The following is a 24,758-nucleotide window of genomic DNA, read 5'->3' as shown; positions in this document are numbered from 1 at the left end:
TGTCAAAGACAATCCGGCGGTAGCCATTGTCATCCTGATTTTTCTAAAGATTACAATCCAGCTTGCTCATATTTCGACAGGTTCATCAACTTCCAAATCAGCAAAGCAACCGCCCAGGCAACAACAAAAATAACCACTAAAACAATACCCAATTCGCTGAAATCAAGGGCTCCCGCCCACTTGGTCAAGAAGTTTTCCCAGTGGAACATAGCTGCCATCGATTGAATCAAGTCAACAATGCTGATAAAGCCGGCAGCAATAATCGAGATACTAGTCAAAATCAGATTAAAATAGACCTTACGGTAAGAAGTGGAAATAATCCAATTGTAGGTTATTGACATGAAGAAGCCGTCCAAAGTATCCATCAAGCACATTCCTGCGGTAGAGAACTGGAGCACGGATAAGATGGCTTACCAGGGAACACCGGCAGTCGTTGCCGTCGCCGAGGTGGCCAGAAACGCCTCCTGCGTGGCCGTATCAAAACCCAAACCAAATAAGAAACCAACAATGGCCACTTGCCAGTTATGGTTAACTAAGTTCAACATTTTCATAAACAAGCTGTAAATCTTTGACTCAGCGGCTAATTGCTCGTTATCGGGGTCCAAAGCGTGGCGCAGGCCAAAGGTAAACAAAATGACGGCCATCCCGAGTAACTGAGAATACTTGTTTATCCCAGTACTCAAAAACATGGTCCCCAGGGCCAAGATGCAAAGAATAAAGGCCCCATATCGGCTAATATCGAACTTCCAACTGTGACTATCTGTCATAAATACTGTTCCTCTTTTCTATTTTCTAAAATCTACTTCAGTCATAAAATCCATGGTGCTAAGCAAAACTCGTAAAAATCAGCGCCATGTTGACCATCATTTGATTAATCGCAAGTCCTTGGTCATTTTTCGCTTGGAGTGCCCAATTGGGTAATCAAGCAATCTGCCTATTCTTGATCCATGATTAATTCTTGGCAACCGTCAGCTGGCAATTGAGCCATCCCACTACCTTTCTACAAAATAGTCATGGTTTTTGAATATTCCCGTTCCATTGCACTTGCTTTGGCAGCATTTTGATCATTCTTGTAGCGCTTTTTTCCACTCTTTTTGGACTAACGCTTGCTACAAATGCCTTGCTCAGACGCTGTCAATTAAAATATTAAGTTTTAGCGTTATTTTCTAACTTAGGCCCAACATTGCTTTGGCGTATGGTGAGAGCCTTTCAACCGACCAAGCCGGTTTCAAACGATATTCAATCTTAACTTGCTCAACGCCATCAAGGACGTCCAAGGCATTAACAACCATTTCTTCTAAAGTACCCATAATCGGACACCCAAGCACTGTCAAAGTCATATTGACCGTACACAAGTCCTGGTCATTTAAATCAATTTCATTAATAAAACCCAAATTAACAACATCCACACGAAAGTCCGGGTCAATCACCTGACTCAAGGCCAACATGATTTCTTCTTTTTTCCTGCATCCATTTTTTAAGCTACCAATCCACTCATTTCAAACTTCATCAAACGGTTCCATTCCACCGCGTATTCCATCGGCAATTCTTTCGTAAATGGTTCCACAAAGCCCATTACACTCATTTCGGTTGCCTTTTCAGCCGAAATTCCTCGACTCATCAGGTAATAAAGTTGGTCTTCAGAAACCTTGGAAACTTTTGCCTCATGTTCCATCGAGTCATTCCCGTTCAAGACAGTGTTGTATGGAATGGTATCTGCTGACGATTGGTCGTCAACCGAGATGGTGTCACATTCAACGTGAGCAAAAGAAGCGGTCGCATTACGATTAAACTTGACTGTTACCCGGTAATCCGTTGAGCCACCATCATGAGCAATCGACTTAGACACAATCGAAGAGGACATATCGGGAGCATTATGAATCATCTTGGCACCAAAATCTAAGTTAACCCCTGCACCGGCAACAGCAATCGCAAGCATGGTTCCCCTGGCTCCCTGACCATTCAAATAAACCGATGGATATTTCATCGTTGTCTTTGAACCAAAGTTACCATCGACCCATTCCATTGTGGCGTTTTCCTCGGCCGCTGATTGTTTTGTTTCCAGTGAATAAACGTTGTTCGACCAGTTTTGAATAGCCGTCCTTTTTCACGATAACTCCAACCACGACCGCATGCAGGGAATATCTTGCGAGTAAGTTGGTGCAGAGCACCCCTCAACATAATCAACATGGGTGCCCTCATCAACAATAATCAAGGCGCGTTCAAACTGTCCTTCCTTTTCCGTGTTAATCCGGAAATAAGACTGGATGGGTGTCGTGACATGAACCCCCTTTGGTACATAAATAAAGGTTCCCCCGGACCAGACGGCCGAGTTTAAAGCGGCTAATTTATTATTGGTAGGTTTCACCAATGAACCCAAGTATTCTCGAACTAGTTCGGGATATTTCTGCACAGCCGTGTCGGTGTCCGTGAAAACAATACCCGTCTTCTCAAACTCCTCTTTCATCCGATGGTAAACCACCTCAGACTCATACTGGGCAGACGAGACGGCCAGCCACTTTCGCTCGGCTTCTGGAACGCTCAACCGTTTAAATGTGTCTTTTAATTCTTGGGGGACTGCGTCCCAATCCCGGTATTGACCATTGGTTGGCTTGTGAAAAAAGTCCCTTCAAGTGCTCTTAGCCTTAGGGCACAAGGAGTTTAGAATGATAATTACTTTTTGTTTACAATCAGAAAAAATTAGCAACAAAAAAATAACTATTTGTTATTGAAATTCTTCACAAAACTTTTTTAACAATGAACCAATTCTGCGTATAATAGAAGAAAAAGGACGGAACTATGTACACAGACGATTCACTGGTATTGCATACTGATGCATACCAAATCAATATGATTTACACCTATTGGAAAGACAAAATCGATCAAAAGCCAGTGGTCTTTGAAGCCTATTTCCGCAAGATGCCCTTTGACAACGGCTACGTTGTTTTCACTGGGTTGGAACGACTCGTTAAGGCACTAACAAATCTTCACTTTAGTGATGCTGATATTGATTACTTACGGTCTTTAAACCTCTATGAAGAGGACTTTTTGCACTATTTAAAGGATTGGCGGTTAACGGCGACCATCCGCTCGGCTATCGAGGGCGAGGTCATGTTTAACCACGAACCATTAATCCAAGTCGATGGGCCGTTAGTGGATGCCCAATTGTTAGAAACTCTCTTATTGAATATCATCAACTTCCAGACACTAATTTCAACGAAAGCAGCCCGAATCGCTTCAGTTACCGATGGTCAGCCCTTGCTTGAATTTGGAACCAGACGGGCCCAGGAACTTGATGCTGCTCTCTGGGGAACTCGAGCCGCTTATATTGGCGGTTTTGATGCCAGTTCAAACGTCAGGGCGGGCAAACTTTTCCAGATTCCAATCTCAGGGACGCATGCTCACGCTTTGATTCAGGCCTACCAAAGTGACTATGCAGGTTTTCTTGCCTATGCGAAGACCCACCATGATGTTGTTTTCTTGGTTGATACCTTTGACACCTTAAAATCAGGCGTGCCAAATGCCATCAAGGTGGCCAAGGAATTTGGCGACAAAATCAACTTCCAAGGAGTCCGGATTGATTCAGGTGATATGGCCTACCTATCAAAGAAGGTTCGGACAATGCTCGATGAAGCTGGCTTCCCCAATGCCAAAATTTACGCCTCCAATGACCTGGACGAAAATACCATCTTGAATTTGAAAAGTCAGGGGGCCAAGATTGATGTTTGGGGCATCGGTACGAAACTGATTACCGCATACGACCAACCAGCCCTTGGTGCCGTTTACAAAATGGTCAACATCGATGGGCAAAATACCATTAAGTTGTCCAATAACGTTGAAAAAATTTCCACGCCCGGTAAAAAACAAATTTGGCGGATTACCGATAAGAAGGATGGCAAGTCAGAAGGTGATTATTTGACCTTCTTTGGCCAAAATCCAAATCAAGTCGAGACACTCCACATGTTTGATCCAAACCACCCCCTTCTTTCCAAAGAGGTCACTGATTTTCAGGCAACGCCTATTCTCCATGACATTTTCGTCAATGGAAAATTAGTCTATGATCTGCCTACTATCAAAGAAATTAAGGCCTACGCCAAAAACTCACTGGATAATCTGTGGGATGAGTACAAACGCATCTTAAATCCAGAAACCTACCCAGTTGATTTGGCACAGGACCTCTACGATGCCAAAAACGACTTAATTCAAACCATCCGTCAACAAATCAAGGAGATGAAAGCATGAGAGCTCTTCAAGCCAAAATTATCGCCGAACTACACGTACAACCCGTGATCGATCCGCAGACCGAAATAAGACGGTCGGTTGACTTCTTAAAGCAGTATTTGACCCATAGTGTCTATCAAGGATTGGTCATTGCCATTTCTGGTGGGCAGGATTCAACATTGGCTGGTAAATTAGGTCAAATGGCCATTGACGAGCTAAGAGAAGAAACAAAAGAAGATTATCAATTCATCGCCATCCGCCAGCCTTACGGGCAGCAGCAAGATGAAGACGATGCAAAAGCAGCGCTTGACTTCATCAATCCTGATCAGACGATTACAACCAATATCAAATCAGCGACCGATGCCATGGTAACATCTTTACGCGCGGCTGGTTTAGTCGTTGATGACTTAAGCCGGGGTTCAATTAAGCCCAAGATGCGTATGATTGCTCAGTATGCGGTTGCCAGAGAACACCAGGCAGTTGTGATTGGTACCGATCATGCGGCCGAAGCCATTGCCGGCTTTTTCACCAAGTACGGTGATGGTGGCACGGATATCAACCCCCTCTGGCGGTTAAATAAGCGCCAAGGACGGTCCTTGCTTGAAGCTCTTTCAGCTCCGACTCATTTGTATGAAAAGACACCAACAGCTGATTTAGAAGACGACCGGCCACAACTACCAGACGAAGTTGCCCTAGGGGTTGCTTACAAGGCCATAGACGACTATTTGGAAGGCAAGCAGGTTGCAACTAGTGATGCCGAAAAAATTGAATCACTCTACTTAAATAGCCAGCAAAAGCGACATGAACCAATTACGATTTATGACACTTGGTTTTATTAATCATTAACAGCAAAAAAAGGACTCCAGATTCTACCACATGGTAAATTCTGAAGTCCTTTTATACTGTTTTTTTCGGCAAAAAAAAGCAAAACTTTTTCAAGTTTTGCTTTTCTTTGGAATCTCCCAAGGTCGCCTGATTAACTCAGTGCTCCCGCTCGGATTCGAACCGAGGACCTTGGGATTAAAAATCCCCTACTCTAACCAACTGAGTTACGGAAGCAATCCTGTGCCTTAGCACATTTATATATATTACCGAAGCAAGAGTAAAAAAGCAATACCTTTTAAAAAATATTTTTACTTTTTTTATTGCTCTTCATCCCCATCAGATAAGTCATCCAAGTCATCTGAACCGGCTAATTCCGTCAGGTTATCTTCGATGGCTTCGTCCTTTTCAGCATCGTCGTCATCTTCGGCATCATTGCCATCACCAGTCTTAGCATTGTGACCTTCAAGGTCATCAAAGTCATCGTCTTCTGGATCATCATCGTTATAGTCAATCACGTCGTCATCGGCTGATGCAGAATCAGCAAAGACGTTAACCTTCTTAGAGGCCTTCTTCTTCTTTGGCTTTTCTTCTTCATCATCAATTTCGTGAATTGATTCATCGATTGCATCGACTGGATACCATGAACGCAGAGCCCATTCGTTATTTCCCAAGGAAATAAACGAACCGTCAGTGTTCAAGTCCGTATAAAATTGTGACAATCGACTTTGGAACGCATCCGTATCGATTTCCAAAAAGTTTTGGATGGCCGTTACTAAATCAGTAAAGGGCATGGCCTTCTTTTCTTCTGCTAAAATGGCCGTAGCGATTTCCACCAAGGACATCTCTTCCTTGAGTTGACCGTTTTCTAAATTTGACATGGCTCTCGTCCTTTCGCGCTTCTAACTAGTTGAGTATACTGGATTTTGGCCCAAATTGCAAGGCAACCTGGTATTGACCAACCACTTGATCATTGGCAGACAAGGCATAGGCTAAATCTAAAGACCCGGCTAGCTGAACTTCATCAAAGGCAAAGTCAATCTGGCTGGTATTGGTTGAAAGCAGCATCATGCCTGCCACTGTTTGATAGGGTTGGTGTTCAACCAAACCAGGTCGGAAGACCATCCGGGTCTTCGTCACGTTGTGGCGGCTGAGGCTGATTTGATTTTCGCTAAACTTAAAGACGACATTGGTCTCACCTTGATCGTCAATCTTTTCGGTGTAGGCCAGGTATACACTATCACCCTTGATGGTTAATACACCGGTTGTTTCAATTTCATACCGCTCGTCACCTGCATCTTGAAAGACCTGGTGACTAATTTTTACTTGTACTTCTTTTTGGCTCATTTGGCTAAAATTGCTCCTAATATTTTCACAAACAGCTAAAGTCTATTATAATAAGAAAAAGTACGAAGGGAAAGGTCAAATATGTCGGAAAAATTAGCACACGAAAAAGTTCTCCGCGATCCAATTCACAAATTCATTCACATCCAAGACCAATTAGTCTTAGACCTGATTAATACGCCTGAGTTTCAGCGACTCCGCAGGGTTGAACAACTTGGCGTCACTGCCTTTGTTTTCCACGGGGCCGTCCATGACCGTTTCGGCCATTCAGTCGGTGCCTACGAACTAGCTCGACGGATTACCGATTACTTTAACGAATACTATCGCAGCAAAACACCCGGTGACGGCCTTTGGAACCCAGAGGAACAGATGCTGACGGTCGTCGCCGCTCTCTTACATGACGTTGGCCACGGTGCCTTTTCACACACTTTTGAGCACCTTTTCCACACCAACCATGAACAGATGACCCAGGACATTATTACTGGCGACACCGAGATTAATCGGATTTTGCAGTCATACAGTCCTGATTTCCCCAACAAAGTCGCCTCAGTGATTGCCAAAACCTATGAAAACCCACAGATCGTCCAACTAATTTCCAGCCAATTAGACGTAGATCGAATGGACTACCTTCTCCGCGACGCCTATTACACCGGTGCAACTTACGGTGAGTTCGATATCGACCGGATAATGCGCACGATGAAGCCTTGCAAAACCGGCATTGTCTACGATATTGCTGGTATGCATGCTGTCGAAGACTACATCGTCTCCCGCTACCAGATGTATCTGCAAGTCTACTTCCACCCGGTTTCACGGGGGATGGAAGTTATCCTAGAACATCTCTTAGGGCGTGTCAAAGAGCTTCTTTCACAGGGACACAATACTGGCGATTTGGTTGGTCCTTTGCTGGCGCCTGTCTTTCAGCCCGACCATGATTTAACCATTGATGAGTACCTACGCCTTGATGACAACCTCTTTATGACGGCCATCAATGGTTGGCAGGACTATCCTGACCAAATCTTAGCAGACCTCTCATCTCGATTCTTAAACCGTCGGCCGTTCAAGTCCATCCAAATTAACGACCAGTCGGCACCCTATCTAGCTGAACTCGAGCAAATCGTTAAGGATGCCGGCTTCGACCCAGACTACTACACCGCTCAAAATGACGCCTATGACCTTCCTTACGATGATTATAAGCCAAGCGAGAAGAAGCCACGGACCCAAATCGAGCTTGTCTTAAGCGACGGTAGCCACCGTGAGTTATCACAACTCTCGGCCCTTGTTGCCTCCATTAAGGGGCGTGCTTCCTTGGACCAACGCTTCTTTTTCCCAAAGGAAATGCTCAACAATGGCCCAGACGACCTCTTCTCCCAGGTTCACCAAAATTTTCGCTCACTAATTAAAAATGATACATTCATCCCTGGTGAACATTAAAAAGTAATGACGGTGAAAAAATCGCTGTCTACCACAGATTTTCCACACAATCAAACCCATTTTATCTATGAATGGTCTGCTGGAAATCAAAAATCAAAGCAGATCATTGAGTGACCTGAGGACTGACACCCGCTATTCGATTGGTGACAGTCCTTTTTCTTTGCACTTAATCCATTTTGTCTTCTTGAGTAATCTGTTTGGCACCATCATCCGACCCTTGCTAAAGATAACCACTTGTAATTTTGTCTTTTTGATTACTTGGACCTAGTAAAACCCCGAAATTTTTTCTAAATTTCGGGGTTCATATCAAAGAGCAACACTTTTTATTTTATGCAAATTTTGCTTGTGCCTAAAGGCTTACTTTTGTGCCAACAAGGCCAAAGCGCGGTCAACGTCAGCTGTCTGGTCGGCAATCGTCTTCACCCGGTTTTCAATCACCGCTTGATCAATCACGATTTCACGAGCCAAACCTGGCTGGTCCAACTTAGGCGTGAAAAAGGCCTTGAATTCGGCCAAGTTTTCCGCTGTCTTGAAAATCCGCGAAATCACCGTTACGTAAGATGAGAAGGACATGTCACCACCGAGGCGATCTTCCAACCAGTCCCAGTTATTCTTTGCCCAGTCCCAGGCCAAAGCTTGACCCTTGTCATTGCCCAAGATACCTTGGAACCAGCCACGGAGGTCTTGTGGCTTGATCACATCAGCATTCTGGTAGTTGGCAACCAAGGTTTCCAACTGACTTTCATCCTGGCTCGTTACCAAAGCGGCTTCCAAATCAGACTTCAAGGCCGCTTCCGCCGTCTTTTGGTAGTCCGTCAAGAATTGGTTGAACTTTTCTTGCGTGTTGAAATTTTGGATTTCGTTTTTCAAAATCACTGCCCGACCATTGGCAGGCAACTTCGTAACATCCCCACCAGCCTCTTCAAAGACTTGGTGAGCATGAGCCACCAAATCAGCATTTTTGGCAAAGAGGGCTGCTGACAGGACTTCAGCTCGTACCATTTCATCGTCAACATTTTCACCAGCACGTTTGTCAAAGCCAAGACGAATCAATTGTTGCTTTGAAAGGTCATTGACAAAGGTCTGCAAGTTCTTTTCCAAATCAGAACCATCTGTCGCAAAGGCTTTGACCTGAGCAATTACTTGATAAATCAGTGACTGAACCAATTCAGACGTTGAGTCTGCCAACTTTGGCAAGACCCAAAGCAAATCAGCAAAGGATCCTTGACCAGCTTGGGCCAACAATAAGTTGTTTTGCAAGAATTGGGCTTGCGAAATGGCGTTGGCCGTTTCCAAATTTGCCACCTGTTCGGCCAAAAGTGTGTCATCGTATTGTACAATATAATGACCAGTATTGCCAACGTTCAATGTAAAGGCGCCATCACTTTCACGTTGCAGTGTTTCGTAATCACCTAAATCCATGGTTTCAGTCGTCAACAAATCTGGTGCCGAGACGGCAGAGGCAGCCAACGGTACCTGCCAAATCCGGCTATCGGCATTTGGCACAGCTGATTTGTCACCACCAATTGAGAATGGCTTTTGGCTAACCTTAACGCGACCATCTTCCACCTTGACAGAAACAACTGGATAACCTGGTTGTTCCAACCAAGAATGCATGATCGCACCAATGTTCTTGCCAGATGCTTCACCCAAGGCGGCCCAGAGGTCATCACCAGTCGCATTGCCGTACTTCTTCTTGGCAAAGTATTGCTTCAAACCATTGCGCAAGGCGTCGTCTCCAATCAAGGCACGGACCATGACCAACAAGTGCCCACCCTTGGCATAGACAATGGCGGGGTCAAAGAGTGCATCGATTTCTTCTGGATGATGTACCTCGACGTGAACTGGCTGAACACCCAAAATGGCATCACGGTGAAGCGCCTTTTGAACTTCAACAGCGTTGAAGGATTCCCAGATATGCCAGTCAGGTTCCAAGAAGTCTGTCGCTACGTATTCCATCATATTGGCAAAGGACTCATTCAACCACAACTCATCCCACCACTTCATGGTCACCAAGTCACCAAACCATTGGTGAGCCAATTCATGAGCCACGATGGTCGCCACATATTGCTTGGTTGCCGTCGAAGAATTCTTTGGATCAACGAGCAAGCAAGCTTCACGATAAGTCACAACACCCCAGTTTTCCATGGCGCCAGCCGAAAAATCAGGCAAGGCCACTTGCCAAGAATGTGGCAATGGATACGGTGTCTGATAGAAGTCTTCGAAGAATTCGATTGACCGCTTTGCAATGTCAAGTGCAAAGTCCAAGTTGTCAGCAGGGTGAGCCTTGGTAGCAAAAACCCCAATTTCAACACCAGAGTTCGTCTTGGTCTTTTTGCTTTGCAAGTCACCCAAGGCAAAGCCTAGGAGGTAGGTAGACATCTTGACTGTCTTGTCAAAATAATGCACGCCCTCTTCGACCTTTTGCTCTGGCATGTTTGAGATAACTGATTCCTCTGGCTTTTCATCAAACTTAATGGCCAAAGAGAACGTTGCCTTGGCTTCTGGTTCATCGATGCTTGGAAAAGCCTGGCGGGCAAAATAAGTTTCAAATTGTGTGGAAACCAATTGCTTGGCTTGGCCATCAACATTGTAATAAGATGGATAAATTCCATTCATATTGTCCGTTAAGGGAGCATGGTAAGTAACCTCAACTTCAATTTCACCAGGTTGATCAGCCTTAAAAGTCACTTGATCTTGGTCATTGTCCATTGTAAAGTCAACCGCTTGACCGTTGACTTTTAATGTTTCCACCACTAAGTCGTGTTGATGTAATGCTAAATCAGTCGTCGTCACGTGACCCGTAATTGTCGTTTTTCCAACAATCAACTTATTTTCGCGTGAGATATCCAAAAACAAATCATAATGATTGGGTTGGAATGTTTCATAAAGACGTGGAATTGCAGCCATGAGGCACCTACCTTTTATTAAAAATTTATTAATATATAATTAACAACAATGCCATTATAACTAAAAAATGAGATAAAAGATAGTAAGCAAATGCGGAAAGGCGAACGCTTGCCTCATAATCTGGAAAGCCCTATAATTATTAGGAAGAAGACCTTTCAATGGTCAATCCATTTATGAGAAAGAGAAGCCCATGTCGATTTTATTGATTATCGCCTTGCTCGTGGGTGCCGTTGTTGCGGCTAACATTGTTCAACCCTTTGTCAAGCGTATTCCAGAAGCACTGATTTTAATTGTAATCGGTGCCCTTTTTTCCATCCTACCAACCTTTCACGGCTTTCAAATCAATTCCGAGTTCTTTTTATTCTTGATTATTGCTCCCATCATGTTTCAAGAGGGACAAAGCCACCCTTACAATACCATCCGCAAACACGCCAAGACCATTATCCAACTTTCAGTCGTATTGGCGCTTTTTACGATGGTCTTAGTTGCCTTAGTCAACGCCAACTTCCCCACTAAGTGGCCATTGGCCTTAACGATTGCTTTGGCAGCGATCGTTGTCCCAACGGATGCCGTGGCCGTTAAGTCAATGACCAAGGGCCTAACCATGCCTAAGGGATTAAATAAGTCGCTTGAACTAGAGTCGCTTTTTAATGATGCAACCGGAATTGTTTTACTGGACCTAGCCCTTTCATTCTTTACTAAGGGGTCTTTATCACCGATGACAGGTATCGGCTATTTTCTTTTTGTATCCTTAGGAGGCCTGTTAGTTGGCGCTATCCTTTCTTTATTAGTAGTTGGGTTACGGATGTATTTAAACTTCCACGCAACTTCTGCTCAGGCAACAACCATTCCCTTAAACCTCTTAACTCCCTTTGTTATTTATATTGTCGCTGAGCACCTTGGCACTTCCGGTATTTTAGCCGTCGTTGCGGCCGGCTTAGTGCATAACTGGGAACATTCAAAACTGCAGCTCATCGCCACCGAAAGTCAAATCGTGACCGCTACCATTTGGCAGACCACAACAACCGTTTTGAACGGGATCGTCTTTGTAATTTTAGGTCTAGCACTACCAGCCATTTTCAAAACGATGACCCACTTTGGCTGGATCGGCTCACTGATTTTGCTTGCCCTGGCTGCAGCCATCTACCTGGCGATGTTTTTAGGTCGCTTTCTTTGGGTGACACTCCAAAGTGATCAAAACCTAACCGAGTTCTTTGGTAAAAAACATACAAAAAACCGTCGAATTCGCGCCCGTCTCTTTGGCCTTTCTGGCGTCCACGGGGCCGTTACCTTGGCCTTGGCAATGTCATTACCAACAAAAATCAATGGTCGCCCCCTGCCTTTCTTAGATGAAATTCAAATTGTGACCACCCTCGTGATTTTGCTTTCCCTTGCTGTTGCCAGCGTGTCTCTGCCCCTTTTGCTGAAACCAGAAACGGCAGAGTTTAGCCCGGAGGATCTCGATCGCGTCCGCAAGCAAATGATTGACACGGCCATTATTGCTGTCGAACAGTCCTCAGCAAAACACGCCATTAAAAAAGCGCTCAGTCAAACCTTGCAAACGCAAAAGTTTACCAATGGTCGTCGATTGGCTCAAGCTGATTTTACGACGGCCGTCCTGCCACTCATGAACGCTGTCTTCGATGAATTGAACGACTATTTGGATTCCGATCACGTTCAACAGAACTTTGCTGAGAACACGATTGCCATCTATTCTAAGATTATTCAACGTGGCCTGATTAACCCAGCTACCAAGCGGCATCCATTGATGCACTTGGTCCGTAAACTCCGACGGTTGCAAGGGGAACTCCGGTTCCACATAAAGACTCGTACCTTTACCCGTAAACAACGTGCTCGTTATCAGCAAGAGCACCTTAAAGCACGTCCCAAACAGCAACGAATGATGGCTAATTTACGTGATAACCGTCACGCTGTTTGGGCCTTAAACGCTGATACCCAAAGTTATGCTGACCAGCTGCTCGCCAAGCACTTGGCAGAACAAATGATTGCTGGCCAAGAAACCGGCAATATCGACCAGGTCAGGACCCTCTTAGATCGCTTCTTTGATTTGGTTGCGCATGATTATCAACACGTTAATGTCACGGTGCCTGCCGAAGCTTACATTCACGCATTCGGACATGAATACCGTTTTGTCACTAGCGAATTGGAGAAAAAAGCAATTTCACCAGCCCTTGGTGACCAACTTTATCACGAAATTAACCAAGCCCAGACTCTCCAATTAATGGACTTCACTGCTAATTAAGACTAAGCATCGCACATAAAAAACCAGGCACTTTGCAATAAAGCCAAACGCCTGGTTTTTTTATTCTTCTAATTGCCCTACTTGGCCCTTAGCGCAATTTTTCGTAAATTGGTAGCAGCGTCTTTAGGGCATGAATCAAGGTCTCTGTTAGCTTCTCCTGGCCCATTAATGGCGAATCAGCCGGTACCTTCAAGCCAACCAAAATCTCAGCCGCCTTAACCTTTTCATAGCGATCCACCGCATTCGAATAGCTGGCCAATTCCTGATTTTCATTTACCATATGGTTTAATGATAGGCAATACTCTCTTGGTAGCTGAGTCACTTGGTCCACCACCGTCCGCAGCTTTGGCAAAATGTTAGCCAAATCCTTGGGCTTCATATTTTCCTCAACGGCCAGGTAAAGATACAAGTTATCCGCCCACAAACCCAACTCGAAATGGGGCATCATCTTATAGCCCCGCTTATTCGGGGCAAAGGCCACCCAAGTATTATCTGGTGCATTGGTCTTACGCATTTTATGCTTGGCGACGTGTGCATACCACTCCTGACCATCTTCTTTTAAAATTGGTAATGCCAAATCGGCAAAGTCCTCGAACTTCGGATCAATAATTGCGCGAATTTTATCCATCCGTCCATCCAAAGTTGGATCGGCAAAAACAAGAAAATCCTGTTGGTTAAACATTTTCTTTCTCCTTTTCCTGATCGTCCTTACTAAAGAACGGGAATTCCGTTAACCATGTCATTAGAATAAAGCCCACGACCAAAATCGTTGCCAAAAGGTCCAACCAAATCAAGAAAACAGCAATCGACGCCAAGGACTGGTAAACACCGGATCGATGGAACTGGATATCAGCAAACCAAACAAAAACGCGGTTTAAGAGCATTAATAACGATAGATCAATCAATGTCCCCACTATCACTGCTAAAAAGGACGGACGGGCAGCCTTTACCGGTAAGCGGTAGTTTACCCAAATCAAAAAAATCCACAAGCCAATAATGACCAGCCAGCGAGTTGGTGAGGCAATCACAATCCCGGTCCAATGGTTAATCAGCAATGCCGTAATATTCCCAATCAAAATGATGGCGGCAACGGTTACCAACATGACGATTAACCATAGAAAGGCCCAAAGTCTTGAAAGAATTGGTAACCCCACTTCTTCCTTATCAGCAATTTTGTTGAAGGTACTGCGCAAAACGGCCAAAACTTGTGATAGCGACCAAGCAATAAAAATTAGTGAAAAAGAAAGATAAGATTTTGTATTAGTATGGGCAACCGAATTCACAATTGGTGTTAAAAAGTTAGCAATCGAAGAAGGCAACATCTGTGCCAAAACAACCACTACATGCTCTGTTTTCAAATTCAATGCCGCAATTGTCAACACGAACATGATCAACAGTGGAATCAGTGTCAAAACCACATAGTAGGCAAAAGTTGGCCCAACTAACGTTAACTGTGCACGGGTAAAATAAGTCACCAGAGCATCAGCCCGAAAACGGTGGTCCAGATAAGCCCAGATTTTTTTAAAACGTTTTTTCATAAATCCTATTATGCCATAATTACAAGCAAAAAGACCTCACAGTTTGAGGTCTTTTTAAGTTGAAAAAAGCTAATTTTAAAGTTAAACAGATGGAATTTGACCCAAAGCAGTCTGGGCTGCCAAGTTTAAGACAGACCATTGACGGTCATAACCAGGCTGGAAGAAGAAGTCGGCTTCGGCCAAGTCTTCCAAGGTCATCTTGCCCTTAATTGCTAAGGCAATCGTGTTCGCATGGGCGGTAACTTCGGCCTTTGACAAGACCTGGCCACCCAAAATCGCATGCGTCTTAGGGTTGAAAATCAGCTTAACACTAATTTCTGGGTTCCCTTCCTTGACGAATTCAGGTCGGATGGTCGCTTCATACAATGAGGAAGCAATTTCTAAGTTCATCTTAGCGGCATTATTGGCGTTCACACCGGTTGTTGCCAGGTTGTAATCAAAGACTGGCAAAGCGGATGAACCATTGACACCAGCAAATGAACGAGCAGGCTTATCCATCGTCATCGTTTCGATTACATAGCGTGCTTCGCGACGAGCAGTTGAAGCCAAAGCAATCGGTGCTGGCTGGCCAGCTGGAGCAAAGAGTGGCAAGATTGCATCACCAATCGCGTAGACATCCTCGGCAGATGTTCGCAAGTATGGATCCGTCTTAATCCAACCACGTTGGTCTAAGTCGATTGTTCCTTGCAAGTACTTCGTATTTGGCTTCACCCCAGCCGCAACAATTGCCAAATCAGCATCAAACACTTGACCGGCATCGTCCTTGACCTTGGCCAACGTACCATCGCCCTCAAAAGCAGCAACCGTATGACCGAGGTGCAAGTTCACTCCATTCTTTTCCAATTCAACCCGGACCTTTTCAGCTAATTCAGCATCAAGGTAATTCCCCAATGGGCGGTCAATCAAGTCAATGACTGTGACCTGCTTGCCTGCCTTCGCAAAGACTTCAGCAGCTTCGATTCCAATGTAACCAGTTCCAACGACAACAACGGAAGAAACAGCATCATCGTGCAACTTATCGTAAATCTTAGTTGCCCAATCACGACCACGCATCAGATAAACATTATCCAAATCAGCACCAGGTACTGGGATTGTCGCTGGCATTACACCAGAAGACAAAATCAACTTATCATATGAGTCTTCCAAAACTTCACCGGTCGCCCAGTTCTTAACGGTTACCTTCTTAGCATCCGTATCAATCCCAGTCACTTCATGTTGCGTCAAAACTTTGCCACCAAACTTTTCCAAATCAGCCGGCTTAAAGTTGCGAACATCATCACGGTTTGTCACCTTGTCTTCTAAGAATAATTCCATTCCACAAGACATAAAGGACACAAAGTCGCCTGCTTCATAAACAGTAACTTGTGCATCTGGGTACCTAGTTAAAGCTTCATGTGCGGCTTCATGACCACCATGAGAGGCACCAACAACAACAACTTTCATTTTCATCCTCCGTTAAAATAACATCAATTTGCTATAACAAAACTTCACATACATTATAAAATTTTTTCAGCGTGAAGCCAAGACTTTTTTAAAAAATTTCAGTTAGACCATTTTTAGGACCCCTTGTTTTAAAATAGCTGACCAATGCTAAAGTGAATCACAATCGTTAAAAGCCCAATCCAAATATTTCTGATAATCGCTCGTTTCACCATTCCCTTCGATAAGAGAGCCGAAATAAGACCGGTCAAAGAAACCGCCATTACCGTTGCCAAAATTGCTGCAATATATTGATACTTCATTGGTGATAAGAGTAACGCCAGCAATGGTAAGGCACCACCAAGAGCTGCCGAGAATGTTGAAGCAAAAGAGGCTTCAATTGGTGAAACGTAATGACCAAGGGTCATATCATATTTAACAGATAAAATCGTTTCTAATGGTTTTTGTGCTAACAATTCAATCGCAATGGCCTTGGCTGTTACGGTTGTCACACCCCGGTCTTCATAATAGGCTTGAACTATTGTCAACTGTTCATCAAAGTCTTCTTTTAGCGCCACACGTTCACGATCAACGGCAACCCGCTCACTATCAGACTGCGAGGAAACGGCTGCAAACTCACCCGATCCCATTGATAAGGCACAGGCCAGTAAGTCCGACAAGGCGGCAATGACGATGACCAGCCGGTTGGTTGTCGCTGCCGCAACTGAGAAAACAACACCAACAACGGTTAAAATGCCGTCGTTTGAACCGAGGATTCCGGCTCGAATCGCATTTAGCCGCTCTTCCATGGTTTGACCGTTCTTTTTTTTCTCAAAACGATCAGTAACTCTACTGCAAACATTTTTCATCTTTTTCTTCTCCATTAGCGAAAGAGTGAACCGATTGCTAACGTCACAGCCATCGTTAATATTCCCGCGACAAGGTTCCTTAGGGCGCCTCGCATGCGGTTAGCACCATTAATCACGGCAGCTAAATAACCCGTAATTAATAATGCCACTAAGACTGCTAAAAAGGTCGCTGCAATCCGCCACTCTGGTTTTGCTAAGCCCATCAATGTCATTGGAAAGGCTGCTCCGGTTGGGAAGGCGAAAAAAGAGACGATAGCAGCACCACCCGCAGAAACCTTGGAATTTAACGAAAAACCAAAGCGTTCACGCACCATTGTTTCTAAAGGATCCTTTGCCATCATTTCTTTTGTCGCCTGCAAAGCCATCTGAGCTGAAATGCCATCAGCTTGATACTTGTCTTTGACAAAATTAAATTCTTTGTCGTAATCTTGGTCTAAAACCTTCGATTCTTCTTTTCGAGCCCGATCCTGAGCATCCCTGGACGATTCAACCGAGACATACTCCCCCATCGCCATCGAGACCATACCGGCTAGCGTTCCGGCAAAACCAGATAGCATTACGGCCGTTAAGCTCTGGCCCGCACCGGCAACACCAATAATGATCCCGGCAACCGATAAAATCCCATCATTGCCTCCCATGACGCCCGCACGAACCAAGTTGTTTTGGGCCATTAATGATTTCTTTTTCATTCTCAATAATCCCCCTTAATTAAGAATTGTTCTAATATAGTTTATCAGCTCCGTTTTCGTTTGTCAAGCATATCTATCAGTTCAAATAAGTATCTTTTCTAAGTCATTAATGTCCACTTTATTCTTATTTATATAATTAGTTAAGAATAATTCTGGCAAATAACTACAAATTTTAAAATATTTGACAAGAAGTCTTTGAATTGTTCTAAGCACATGTTATAATCGTAATGTATTCGATACATTAGGAGGGGAAAATATGCTTGATCAGCTGAAATCCGTTTTACAAGAACACAAACTTAAGGCAACTAATCAACGGTTGACCTTACTAGAGTACATGATGAGTCACGATACCCACCCTACGGCGGAAATGATTCATAATGATTTACCAGATATTTCTCTAGCAACTGTTTATAATACTTTAGAGAAATTTGTTAATGCTAAATTAGTCGTCGTGATTGAGGGAATTTCAGATGGTAAGCGTCACTATGATGCCGCTTCTCATCCCCATTATCACGTTATTAATACGCAGACTAACGAGATTATCGATGCAGCTAACTTTGACCCTGCGCCCTTGATCAAGGCTGCCCAAGCTGCAACCGGTTTAAAAATTACTGAGTATCGAATTGACTTGTATGGCGTCAAACCAAATGTAAACGACTAATTAACAATTGCAACACAAAAAACCAGTACTGAAAAATTTCAGTACTGGTTTTTTTGATGCCGCTTGTCTTTTAAGTCATTTTAACTTGGCTTATTCATGACAGTATCCCAGAAGGCATTAATAATTTCCTTTGAGATACGACCATTCGTTCCATCCAGATAGGAATTCAATCCTGGAATAGCCAAAGACATAGCAAATGGTTGACCAGGAACATAAGCCACCATTGATTCAGTATAAGTTGAATGACCATTGGTCGTTGTTTCAGCAGTTCCGGTCTTAGCATAGACCTCTGGCGACAAGCCGTGCAAACTAGAGCCCGTGTTATGCGGATCCGAACCGTTGGCCACTCGGTACATTCCATTCTTAATGACGTTCCACTGGTCAGTCGTCAAAGAAACTTGACCTTGAAGTTGTGGCTGCGCCGTCCAAACGGTCTTTTGGTTCTTACCCGAAACATCACTTTGCAAGACCGAGCCAACCAAGTGTGGCTGAACTAAGTAGCCACCATTGGCGATGACCGAAACGTAACGGGCCAATTGCATTGTCGTGTAGGAATCGTACTGCCCGAATGATTCGTACAAATATTTTCCAATATTAGCACCACTTGTCGGTCCACGATAACCGGCTGTTTCGCCATCAATATCAATCCCAGTCTTTGTCCCTAAGCCAAACTGTGCCAAACCATTGCGCAACGTTTGGAAAGCATCCGAACGAAGCTTCAACTGTTCACCGGGAGAATAAGTCTGGCCACCAATTTTCATTCCTAATTGAACGAAATAGGTGTTCGAAGACCGCTCCAAGGCCGTTGGTGCATCAACGGCAACCGGACTACCGCCCTGGTTCCAGTACGAAGTAATGTTTGGCGTTCCTTGAATCTTAATCGCCTGATCATACATCGTATTGTTTGTTGGTGTGACCACACCCTTTTGGAAACCAGTGGCTAGAATGGCTGGCTTCACAACAGACCCCATGACGATGGCAGCATTAATATTTCCTAACGGATTAGCCGTCTTCGTTCCAGTTTTACTATCACGACTAACCCCACCCATGGCATAAATTGCGCCAGTATAGGGATTAATAACAGTCGCATAAGCCCCCTGCACATCACCACCAGGTAAATTATCTTCCAAAATTTGTTGTACTTTCTTTTGAAAGGCAGAGTTAATCGTCAACTTCAAAGAGTCACCAGCCTGCCCTTCGTACTTAATATCAGAACTCTTGACACCATTCATCGTCGAAATGACCGTTTGCGACGGTGATCCCTTCAATAACGATTCATACTGCTTCTCAAGAGCAAAGCTACCAACTGGTTCATTTTGTGAATAACCCTGTGCCAATAGTATGTGCAACCTGTCTTCCGGCAAACCAGTCGATTCATTGGTTACCGTACCAACCATTGGTTCGAAATCATTACCTTCAGGATAATCACGAGAGAAAGACTCACCAATCTTGATACCAGGCATATCGGACAACCGTTCGCCAATTTCAGCCTGAGCCTTATCAGAAACACCTGATTCTTGGATATAAGTTGTCGATAACGCATAGGCTCCTGACATCTTTTGGAAAATCATTGCCTGATTGGCATCAATATCCTTGTCCAGATTATGATTCATCACGTACTGAGCTTGGTAAGTACTTAATTGAGTAGACGACCAACTATCAGCAGTCTTCCCATATTGCTTTTGTAACTTCGTTTGAATCTTTGTCGCTTGTGTTGGGTTTGTCGCGAGGTAGTAATCGGCCTTCGCCCGGTCACTTAAACGACTAGTATCGATTGAAATATACTTTGATAGCGTCTTGGCAATCTTAGCAATCTGGGTCGAAGTCGTTAATTTACCTCTCGTATAGGTAATAGCTGCCTCGGGTTTATTGCCAGTAATGACTTTTCCGGTACTATCATATATCAGGCCACGCTGAGCACTGCCTAATTCAACTGTTTCATCAGACTTGCTCACCTCTGTTTCAAAGGCTGGCCCCTGTTTGATTGTCAAAAAGGCCAATTGAATAATCAATGCCAATGTTAAAGCAATGACGACGCCTAAAAGTAACTTTAGCCGGGACGGCAAGTTGGCTCGAGCATCATTTTTATCACGGTCTTCAAGGTAAGGATTGCGCTTCATTTGAATTCTTTCTATTTATGTTCATTATGATTCTCTCTACTTTACCATAAAAAGCGAATTTATCGCTAAATTTCAACCGAATTTTGTTATTCTAGAGGCATGAATAATTACAGACAAATCGCTCAAAAATACCTTTTTTCTCCAGTCACACTTTCTTTTCTGATTCCAGTTATTTTAATGACTGCTTATTTTGCTGGTCGCGGGATGACCCCCTTTGGTTCATCAACCATTTTAACGGTTGATTTAGGCCAGCAATACCTGGATTACTTTATTCAGTTTAAGCATACGCTTCTATCTGACCCATCTGCCTTTTTTTATTCCTTTTCATCCGGAATTGGTGGTGACATGGTTGGTGAGTGGTCTTATTATTTAATGTCACCATTTAACCTACTCTTCTTACTCGCCTCAACGAAGACCATGCCGATTTGGAGTCTAGTCGTTACCGTTTTAAAAATTGGTTTGGCCGGCTTTTCCATGGCGCTTTTAATTAAGAAGATGAATTGGTTATCGGGCTACTGGATTCTGATTTTCGCCATTAATTACCCGCTCTCAGCCTGGTTTATCGCTAACGATTTAAACTTGCTGTGGCTGGATACCGCTGCCATTTTCCCTTTGCTGATTCTTTCATTGGAACGACTTCTGGCTCACCATGGTTCTGGAGCCTTTTTAGCAATGTTGGTGGCAACGATTATCACCAACTATTACATCGCTTGGATGGTGGGGCTCTTCTTATTTCTTTACGTGCCCTTTCGCCTCCTTGATAGTCAAAACAAAAATCGGCTAAAAATCATTTTCACATTGGTAAAATCAGGACTCTTAAGCATTTTGTTAACCGCTTGGCTCTGGCTACCAACCTATGCCCAACTAAAGATGGGGAAAACGACCCACAATTCCACCTGGTTATTCAAATTTGATAATAACCCGCTCTTATTATTTCTGAAGTTAATGCCGGGGTCCTTTGATTTTGATCAAATGCAAACCGGTCAAGCTAATTTTTTAGTAGCACCATTAATTTTAATTGCCCTCTGGGCCTTTTTTGCTAGCAAGAAGGTTTTACTTCGCGAGAAATTGATGGCCGGCCTCATCTTAGTGATTTTAATTTTGGCAACGACCTTTGCGCCATTGATCTTACTTTTCCATGGCGGACAGTACCCCGTTTGGTATCCAGCTCGGTTCTCTTTTTTAATTTCTTTCTTTTTAATTGTCTTAGCTGCCAAGGGTTTTCAACCAACTTGGCAGCCCGGCCTGCTCGCCCGTACTTTTTACCTTGTGGCTGTTTTAGCGCTGACAATTTGGGGATCTAGCCAGTTGCTGAAAGTTTCTTACCTAGATAAAAACGCCCTTCTCGGCTTTCTCTGCGGTTATCTTTTAACAATCCTAATTTTAATTGTGCTAGACGACGATAAGCAAGTGAAGATGTTACTCCTATTGATTGTGACCACGGGTTACCTGATTTTCAATGCCGGTAAAACGTTAAACAATCTTTCCTATCTAACAAAGGCCACCTATGAGGCTGGTGTCACTCGACTCACAGCGGTTTCCAAGGCAGCCACTCAACACGATAATTCTTGGTATCGCATTAGCCAGGGCCTCAGTCGGACCAATAACGATAGCTTTTCGGCTAATTTTAAGGCCGGCAGCCATTTTTCATCCCTGCTCCCTGCCACTACAGGTAAGTTTTACCAAAACATCGGCCAAATCGAAGGCGATTCAAAAATTTCCTATGTTAATGGAACGACCATCACAGATTCCCTGCTAGCCTTTAAATACTTTATCAAAACAACTGGCCACCTAAATACTAGTGCTGCTTATTTGAAGCAAAGCAATCGGCCCGACTACGATCAACAAAAAACCGTTGCCAGTGGCAAGAATTGGGCGCTAAAAGAGAATCCAACAGCTCTCAGCCTCGCCTATGCAGCTTCAAATCAAGCCTTGACTACCCCACTATCCCTACGTTATCCCCTAGTCAACCAAGCCAACCTCCTCGCCAATCTTGCCGGTCAATCAAAGCAGCAATTACTATACCGAGAGCCTTTCCGAGTACTCAAAACTGAAAACCTAACAACGACAGCAGATTTGACCGGTGGGACAATTCAAAAGGTCAATAAAGATCAGAAAGCCGTCTTAACCTTAGCTTACACACCAACAACTAATGATTCTTACTATCTTAATATTGGTGGTGCAATCAACCTCGATTCAGTCGACCTCCGACTAAATGGTGAACTTCTGACCCAGTCAAGTTCATATGACCATACTGTGGCCTTGAATCTCAATACCAACAAGCAGGGCCAGACTCAAATCTTAACGATTACCTTAAATGCTGGCGCCGATTCGCGTTACCTTGACGACTTTGCCATCTACTACTTCGATCAGCAAGCCGTTAACCAGGATCTAGCAAAACTAAAGCAGCACTCACTGACCATTAAAAAAGCCAACTCACGCAAAATTAGTGGTACGATTGTCACAACAGCCGACCAGCCCTTAATTATGACTAGTATTCCAGCTGCCTCGGGTTGGCAGGCCAAGGTTGATGGCAAGGTGGTCAAAACAAAGACGGTGCTCCAAGGTCTGATTGCGATCCCAACAAGCCCTGGTAAACATCGTTTGACCTTAAGCTATACACCACCGCTGCTAGTTCCCGGTCTCTTTTTATCAATCCTAACAGCCCTCTTAATCGCTGCCGCTGCATCCTTTAAAAAGAATCGACGAGAAACCTTGCGCCGAGGCTAGGACCGTGATATATTCAACGTGCTGTATTTTTTGTGCTACATGGCACTGAAAGGAAGAGAACCATGGCGGAAGAAAAAAAATTCCCAATGACGGCCGCAGGTCGTGACAAATTGCAAGCGGAGCTTGACGACTTAATCACCAAGCAACGTCCAGAAATTACTAACCGCATTCAAATCGCACGTTCCTACGGCGACTTGTCTGAAAACTCTGAATACCAATCAGCGAAGGACGAACAAGCCTTTGTTGAAGGACGGATTGTTACTGTTCGCAAGATGATTGAAAACGCTGAAATCATTTCAGCTGACAACTCTGACAGCGATGAAGTAACGTTGGGTAAGGAAGTAACCTTCAAGGAACTGCCAGATGAAGATCCCGAAACCTATACCATCGTTGGTTCTGTTGAAGCAGACCCAATGGCTGGTAAAATTTCAAATGAATCACCAATGGCTGCTGCCTTGCTTGGCAAGCATAAGGGCGACACTGTCAAGGTGCCGTTACCTAACAACGTTGAAATTCAAGTTGAAATCTTGTCTGTTAAGGCAAAGCAAGACTAAGTCAAAAAACCACTCAAAGCAAATTGAGTGGTTTTTTCTAATATTAAGGTAAAATCAGCAAAGTAAAAGGCAGGCCCTTCCCTTCTTGGAAGCGCCTGCCTTTTTGATTTATATTATGTTGCTGATGGTAATCAATTAATGAATTATGAAAAGGAGTGAATGTTACCAATCAAGATGGCACCAACCAACACCAAGAGCGTTCCGGCAATGATAAACTTCATTTGAGTAGAAGTCTTCTTTTCATGCAGGATGTAGATACCACCAAAGGTACCAACTACGATACTCAACTGTGACAAAGCAGTGGCAATTGTTTGACCAACGGCTGGGTTAGCAGATGAAACGAACATGAAGATATTTCCAAAGGCCCAAACCAAACCAGTTAGCAAGTTCTTCCAAGTTGGCTTTGAGAACATTTGCTTTCCTTCGCGGAAAACAAAGAGCACGATAATCAGTGAACCAATAACCTGACCAATGGCCTGAGGACCAACGATCGCCGTCATATAATTCAAGCCATGGCCAGCAGACTTAATATCTTCTGAGATATAACCAATCTTTGACAAAAAGTTAGGCAAAACGAAGTAAAGCATGAAGCCCGCAGTTGACATGACTAAGTAGAAGATTCCCTTAGCATCGATTTTTGAAGGCGTTGCTGCAGTCTTATCTGGCTTTGAAATAAAGGTCGCACCAGTCACAACTAGGGCAATCGAGATAACCCCGACAATCCACATAGCTGCGTTCTCCCACTCGCCCAAGAGAGTGGCAGCCAACAAGGCGTTCATGATAATTTGGCCGGCTGTTGACAAAGGCATTCCTAATGAAACACCCATTTCTTTGAAGAGCAAAAACTGGAAAACCATTCCCATGGCCCAAACCAATCCTGATAAAATACCAACAACCCAAATTTCAGAACCAAGGTAGAAGCCATGTGGCAATACAAAACCGAAGAGTGTCAGCATTCCGAAAATCAATGCTCCGATTGACATTCCAAAAGTTTGTTGTGAGGCTGATCCGCCCATCTTTGTTGATACAAGCCCAACTGAACCCCAGAATAAAGCTGGGAGCAAGGCAATTAAAATTGCAAAGTTCATAATGTTTAAGTTCCTTTCACTTATCTTACAAGCTATATTCTACACGAATGTAAACGGTTACACAACTTTTTTTACAAAAAAATTTCAAAAAATAATAAA

Annotated in this window: 18 protein-coding genes, 1 tRNA gene and 2 pseudogenes; 7 read left to right on the top strand and 14 right to left on the bottom strand. The window is 43.9% G+C overall.

Annotated features, from left to right (window positions below; all coding sequences use genetic code 11):
* Nucleotides 1-50: 50 nt before the first annotated feature.
* The 3 genes and pseudogenes from M3M36_RS05690 to sufB all read right to left on the bottom strand — a co-directional run.
* Nucleotides 51-551: pseudogene (locus M3M36_RS05690) on the bottom strand (HoxN/HupN/NixA family nickel/cobalt transporter).
* A 615-nt stretch (nt 552-1,166) separates the two neighbouring features.
* The gene (locus M3M36_RS05685; protein ID WP_252773619.1) at nt 1,167-1,448 is read right to left on the bottom strand and encodes a metal-sulfur cluster assembly factor; all 282 of its coding nucleotides are present in this window, start codon (nt 1,446-1,448) and stop codon (nt 1,167-1,169) included.
* Nucleotides 1,449-1,477: 29 nt separating this feature from the next.
* A pseudogene (gene sufB / locus M3M36_RS05680) lies at nt 1,478-2,608 on the bottom strand (Fe-S cluster assembly protein SufB); the annotation flags it as partial.
* Nucleotides 2,609-2,799: 191 nt separating this feature from the next.
* On the opposite strand from sufB, the gene M3M36_RS05675 reads away from it, so the two are divergent.
* Both M3M36_RS05675 and nadE read left to right on the top strand, forming a co-directional pair.
* Nucleotides 2,800-4,242, top strand: a complete 1,443-nt coding sequence (locus M3M36_RS05675) for a nicotinate phosphoribosyltransferase (protein WP_252773618.1) — start codon at nt 2,800-2,802, stop codon at nt 4,240-4,242.
* Nucleotides 4,239-5,060 (top strand): ammonia-dependent NAD(+) synthetase, encoded by an 822-nt coding sequence (gene nadE / locus M3M36_RS05670; RefSeq protein ID WP_252773617.1) that lies wholly within the window; start codon nt 4,239-4,241, stop codon nt 5,058-5,060. The genes M3M36_RS05675 and nadE overlap by 4 nt, the downstream gene beginning before the upstream one ends.
* Before the next feature lie 146 nt (nt 5,061-5,206).
* Here nadE and M3M36_RS05665 read toward each other — a convergent pair.
* From M3M36_RS05665 to M3M36_RS05655, 3 genes are all read right to left on the bottom strand, one after another.
* Nucleotides 5,207-5,280 (bottom strand) — tRNA-Lys (locus M3M36_RS05665).
* Nucleotides 5,281-5,363: 83 nt separating this feature from the next.
* A complete protein-coding gene (gene rpoE, locus M3M36_RS05660) occupies nt 5,364-5,924 on the bottom strand; it encodes a DNA-directed RNA polymerase subunit delta (protein ID WP_252773616.1) in 561 nt (186 codons plus the stop codon).
* 25 nt (nt 5,925-5,949) lie between these two features.
* Nucleotides 5,950-6,390 (bottom strand): YwiB family protein, encoded by a 441-nt coding sequence (locus M3M36_RS05655; protein ID WP_252773615.1) that lies wholly within the window; start codon nt 6,388-6,390, stop codon nt 5,950-5,952.
* 81 nt (nt 6,391-6,471) lie between these two features.
* On the opposite strand from M3M36_RS05655, the gene M3M36_RS05650 reads away from it, so the two are divergent.
* Nucleotides 6,472-7,818, top strand: a complete 1,347-nt coding sequence (locus M3M36_RS05650; RefSeq protein ID WP_252773614.1) for an HD domain-containing protein — start codon at nt 6,472-6,474, stop codon at nt 7,816-7,818.
* Nucleotides 7,819-8,175: 357 nt separating this feature from the next.
* Here the strand turns inward: M3M36_RS05650 and M3M36_RS05645 are convergent, their stop codons facing one another.
* The gene (locus M3M36_RS05645; RefSeq protein ID WP_252773613.1) at nt 8,176-10,728 is read right to left on the bottom strand and encodes a M1 family metallopeptidase; all 2,553 of its coding nucleotides are present in this window, start codon (nt 10,726-10,728) and stop codon (nt 8,176-8,178) included.
* 190 nt (nt 10,729-10,918) lie between these two features.
* Between M3M36_RS05645 and M3M36_RS05640 the strand changes: the two genes are divergently transcribed.
* Nucleotides 10,919-12,991: a cation:proton antiporter gene (locus M3M36_RS05640; RefSeq protein ID WP_252773612.1), complete on the top strand. Its 2,073-nt coding sequence runs from the start codon at nt 10,919-10,921 to the stop codon at nt 12,989-12,991.
* 88 nt (nt 12,992-13,079) lie between these two features.
* On the opposite strand, the gene M3M36_RS05635 is transcribed toward M3M36_RS05640, so the two are convergent.
* From M3M36_RS05635 to M3M36_RS05615, 5 genes are all read right to left on the bottom strand, one after another.
* Entirely contained in the window at nt 13,080-13,673 is a 594-nt protein-coding gene (locus M3M36_RS05635; protein ID WP_252773611.1) for a DUF1054 family protein, read from the bottom strand.
* Nucleotides 13,666-14,529 (bottom strand): YihY/virulence factor BrkB family protein, encoded by an 864-nt coding sequence (locus M3M36_RS05630; RefSeq protein WP_252773610.1) that lies wholly within the window; start codon nt 14,527-14,529, stop codon nt 13,666-13,668. The genes M3M36_RS05635 and M3M36_RS05630 overlap by 8 nt, the downstream gene beginning before the upstream one ends.
* Nucleotides 14,530-14,610: 81 nt before the next feature.
* Nucleotides 14,611-15,978: an FAD-dependent oxidoreductase gene (locus tag M3M36_RS05625; RefSeq protein WP_420842361.1), complete on the bottom strand. Its 1,368-nt coding sequence runs from the start codon at nt 15,976-15,978 to the stop codon at nt 14,611-14,613.
* Between the two features lie 122 nt (nt 15,979-16,100).
* Nucleotides 16,101-16,817 (bottom strand): VIT1/CCC1 transporter family protein, encoded by a 717-nt coding sequence (locus tag M3M36_RS05620; RefSeq protein WP_252773608.1) that lies wholly within the window; start codon nt 16,815-16,817, stop codon nt 16,101-16,103.
* 14 nt (nt 16,818-16,831) lie between these two features.
* Nucleotides 16,832-17,506, bottom strand: coding sequence for a VIT1/CCC1 transporter family protein (locus tag M3M36_RS05615; RefSeq protein ID WP_252773607.1), 675 nt, complete (start codon nt 17,504-17,506; stop codon nt 16,832-16,834).
* Between the two features lie 256 nt (nt 17,507-17,762).
* Here M3M36_RS05615 and M3M36_RS05610 point away from each other — a divergent pair, with 256 nt between their 5' ends.
* A complete protein-coding gene (locus tag M3M36_RS05610) occupies nt 17,763-18,167 on the top strand; it encodes a Fur family transcriptional regulator (protein ID WP_252773606.1) in 405 nt (134 codons plus the stop codon).
* An 80-nt stretch (nt 18,168-18,247) separates the two neighbouring features.
* On the opposite strand, the gene M3M36_RS05605 is transcribed toward M3M36_RS05610, so the two are convergent.
* On the bottom strand, nt 18,248-20,287 hold the full coding sequence (locus M3M36_RS05605; protein WP_252773605.1) for a peptidoglycan D,D-transpeptidase FtsI family protein: 2,040 nt from the start codon (nt 20,285-20,287) through the stop codon (nt 18,248-18,250).
* 99 nt (nt 20,288-20,386) lie between these two features.
* Between M3M36_RS05605 and M3M36_RS05600 the strand changes: the two genes are divergently transcribed.
* Both M3M36_RS05600 and greA read left to right on the top strand, forming a co-directional pair.
* Nucleotides 20,387-23,017: a YfhO family protein gene (locus M3M36_RS05600; protein WP_256470321.1), complete on the top strand. Its 2,631-nt coding sequence runs from the start codon at nt 20,387-20,389 to the stop codon at nt 23,015-23,017.
* 62 nt (nt 23,018-23,079) lie between these two features.
* Nucleotides 23,080-23,571, top strand: a complete 492-nt coding sequence (gene greA / locus M3M36_RS05595; RefSeq protein ID WP_252773603.1) for a transcription elongation factor GreA — start codon at nt 23,080-23,082, stop codon at nt 23,569-23,571.
* Nucleotides 23,572-23,714: 143 nt separating this feature from the next.
* Here the strand turns inward: greA and M3M36_RS05590 are convergent, their stop codons facing one another.
* Nucleotides 23,715-24,659, bottom strand: a complete 945-nt coding sequence (locus M3M36_RS05590) for a GRP family sugar transporter (protein WP_252773602.1) — start codon at nt 24,657-24,659, stop codon at nt 23,715-23,717.
* Between the last annotated feature and the right edge of the window lie 99 nt (nt 24,660-24,758).

Origin of the sequence: Fructobacillus americanaquae, assembly GCF_024029775.1 — a bacterium.
Classification (GTDB): Bacteria; Bacillota; Bacilli; order Lactobacillales; family Lactobacillaceae; genus Fructobacillus; species Fructobacillus americanaquae.
Note: the sequence above shows the minus strand (reverse complement) of the source record. Positions and strands in the feature narration are given on the sequence as shown.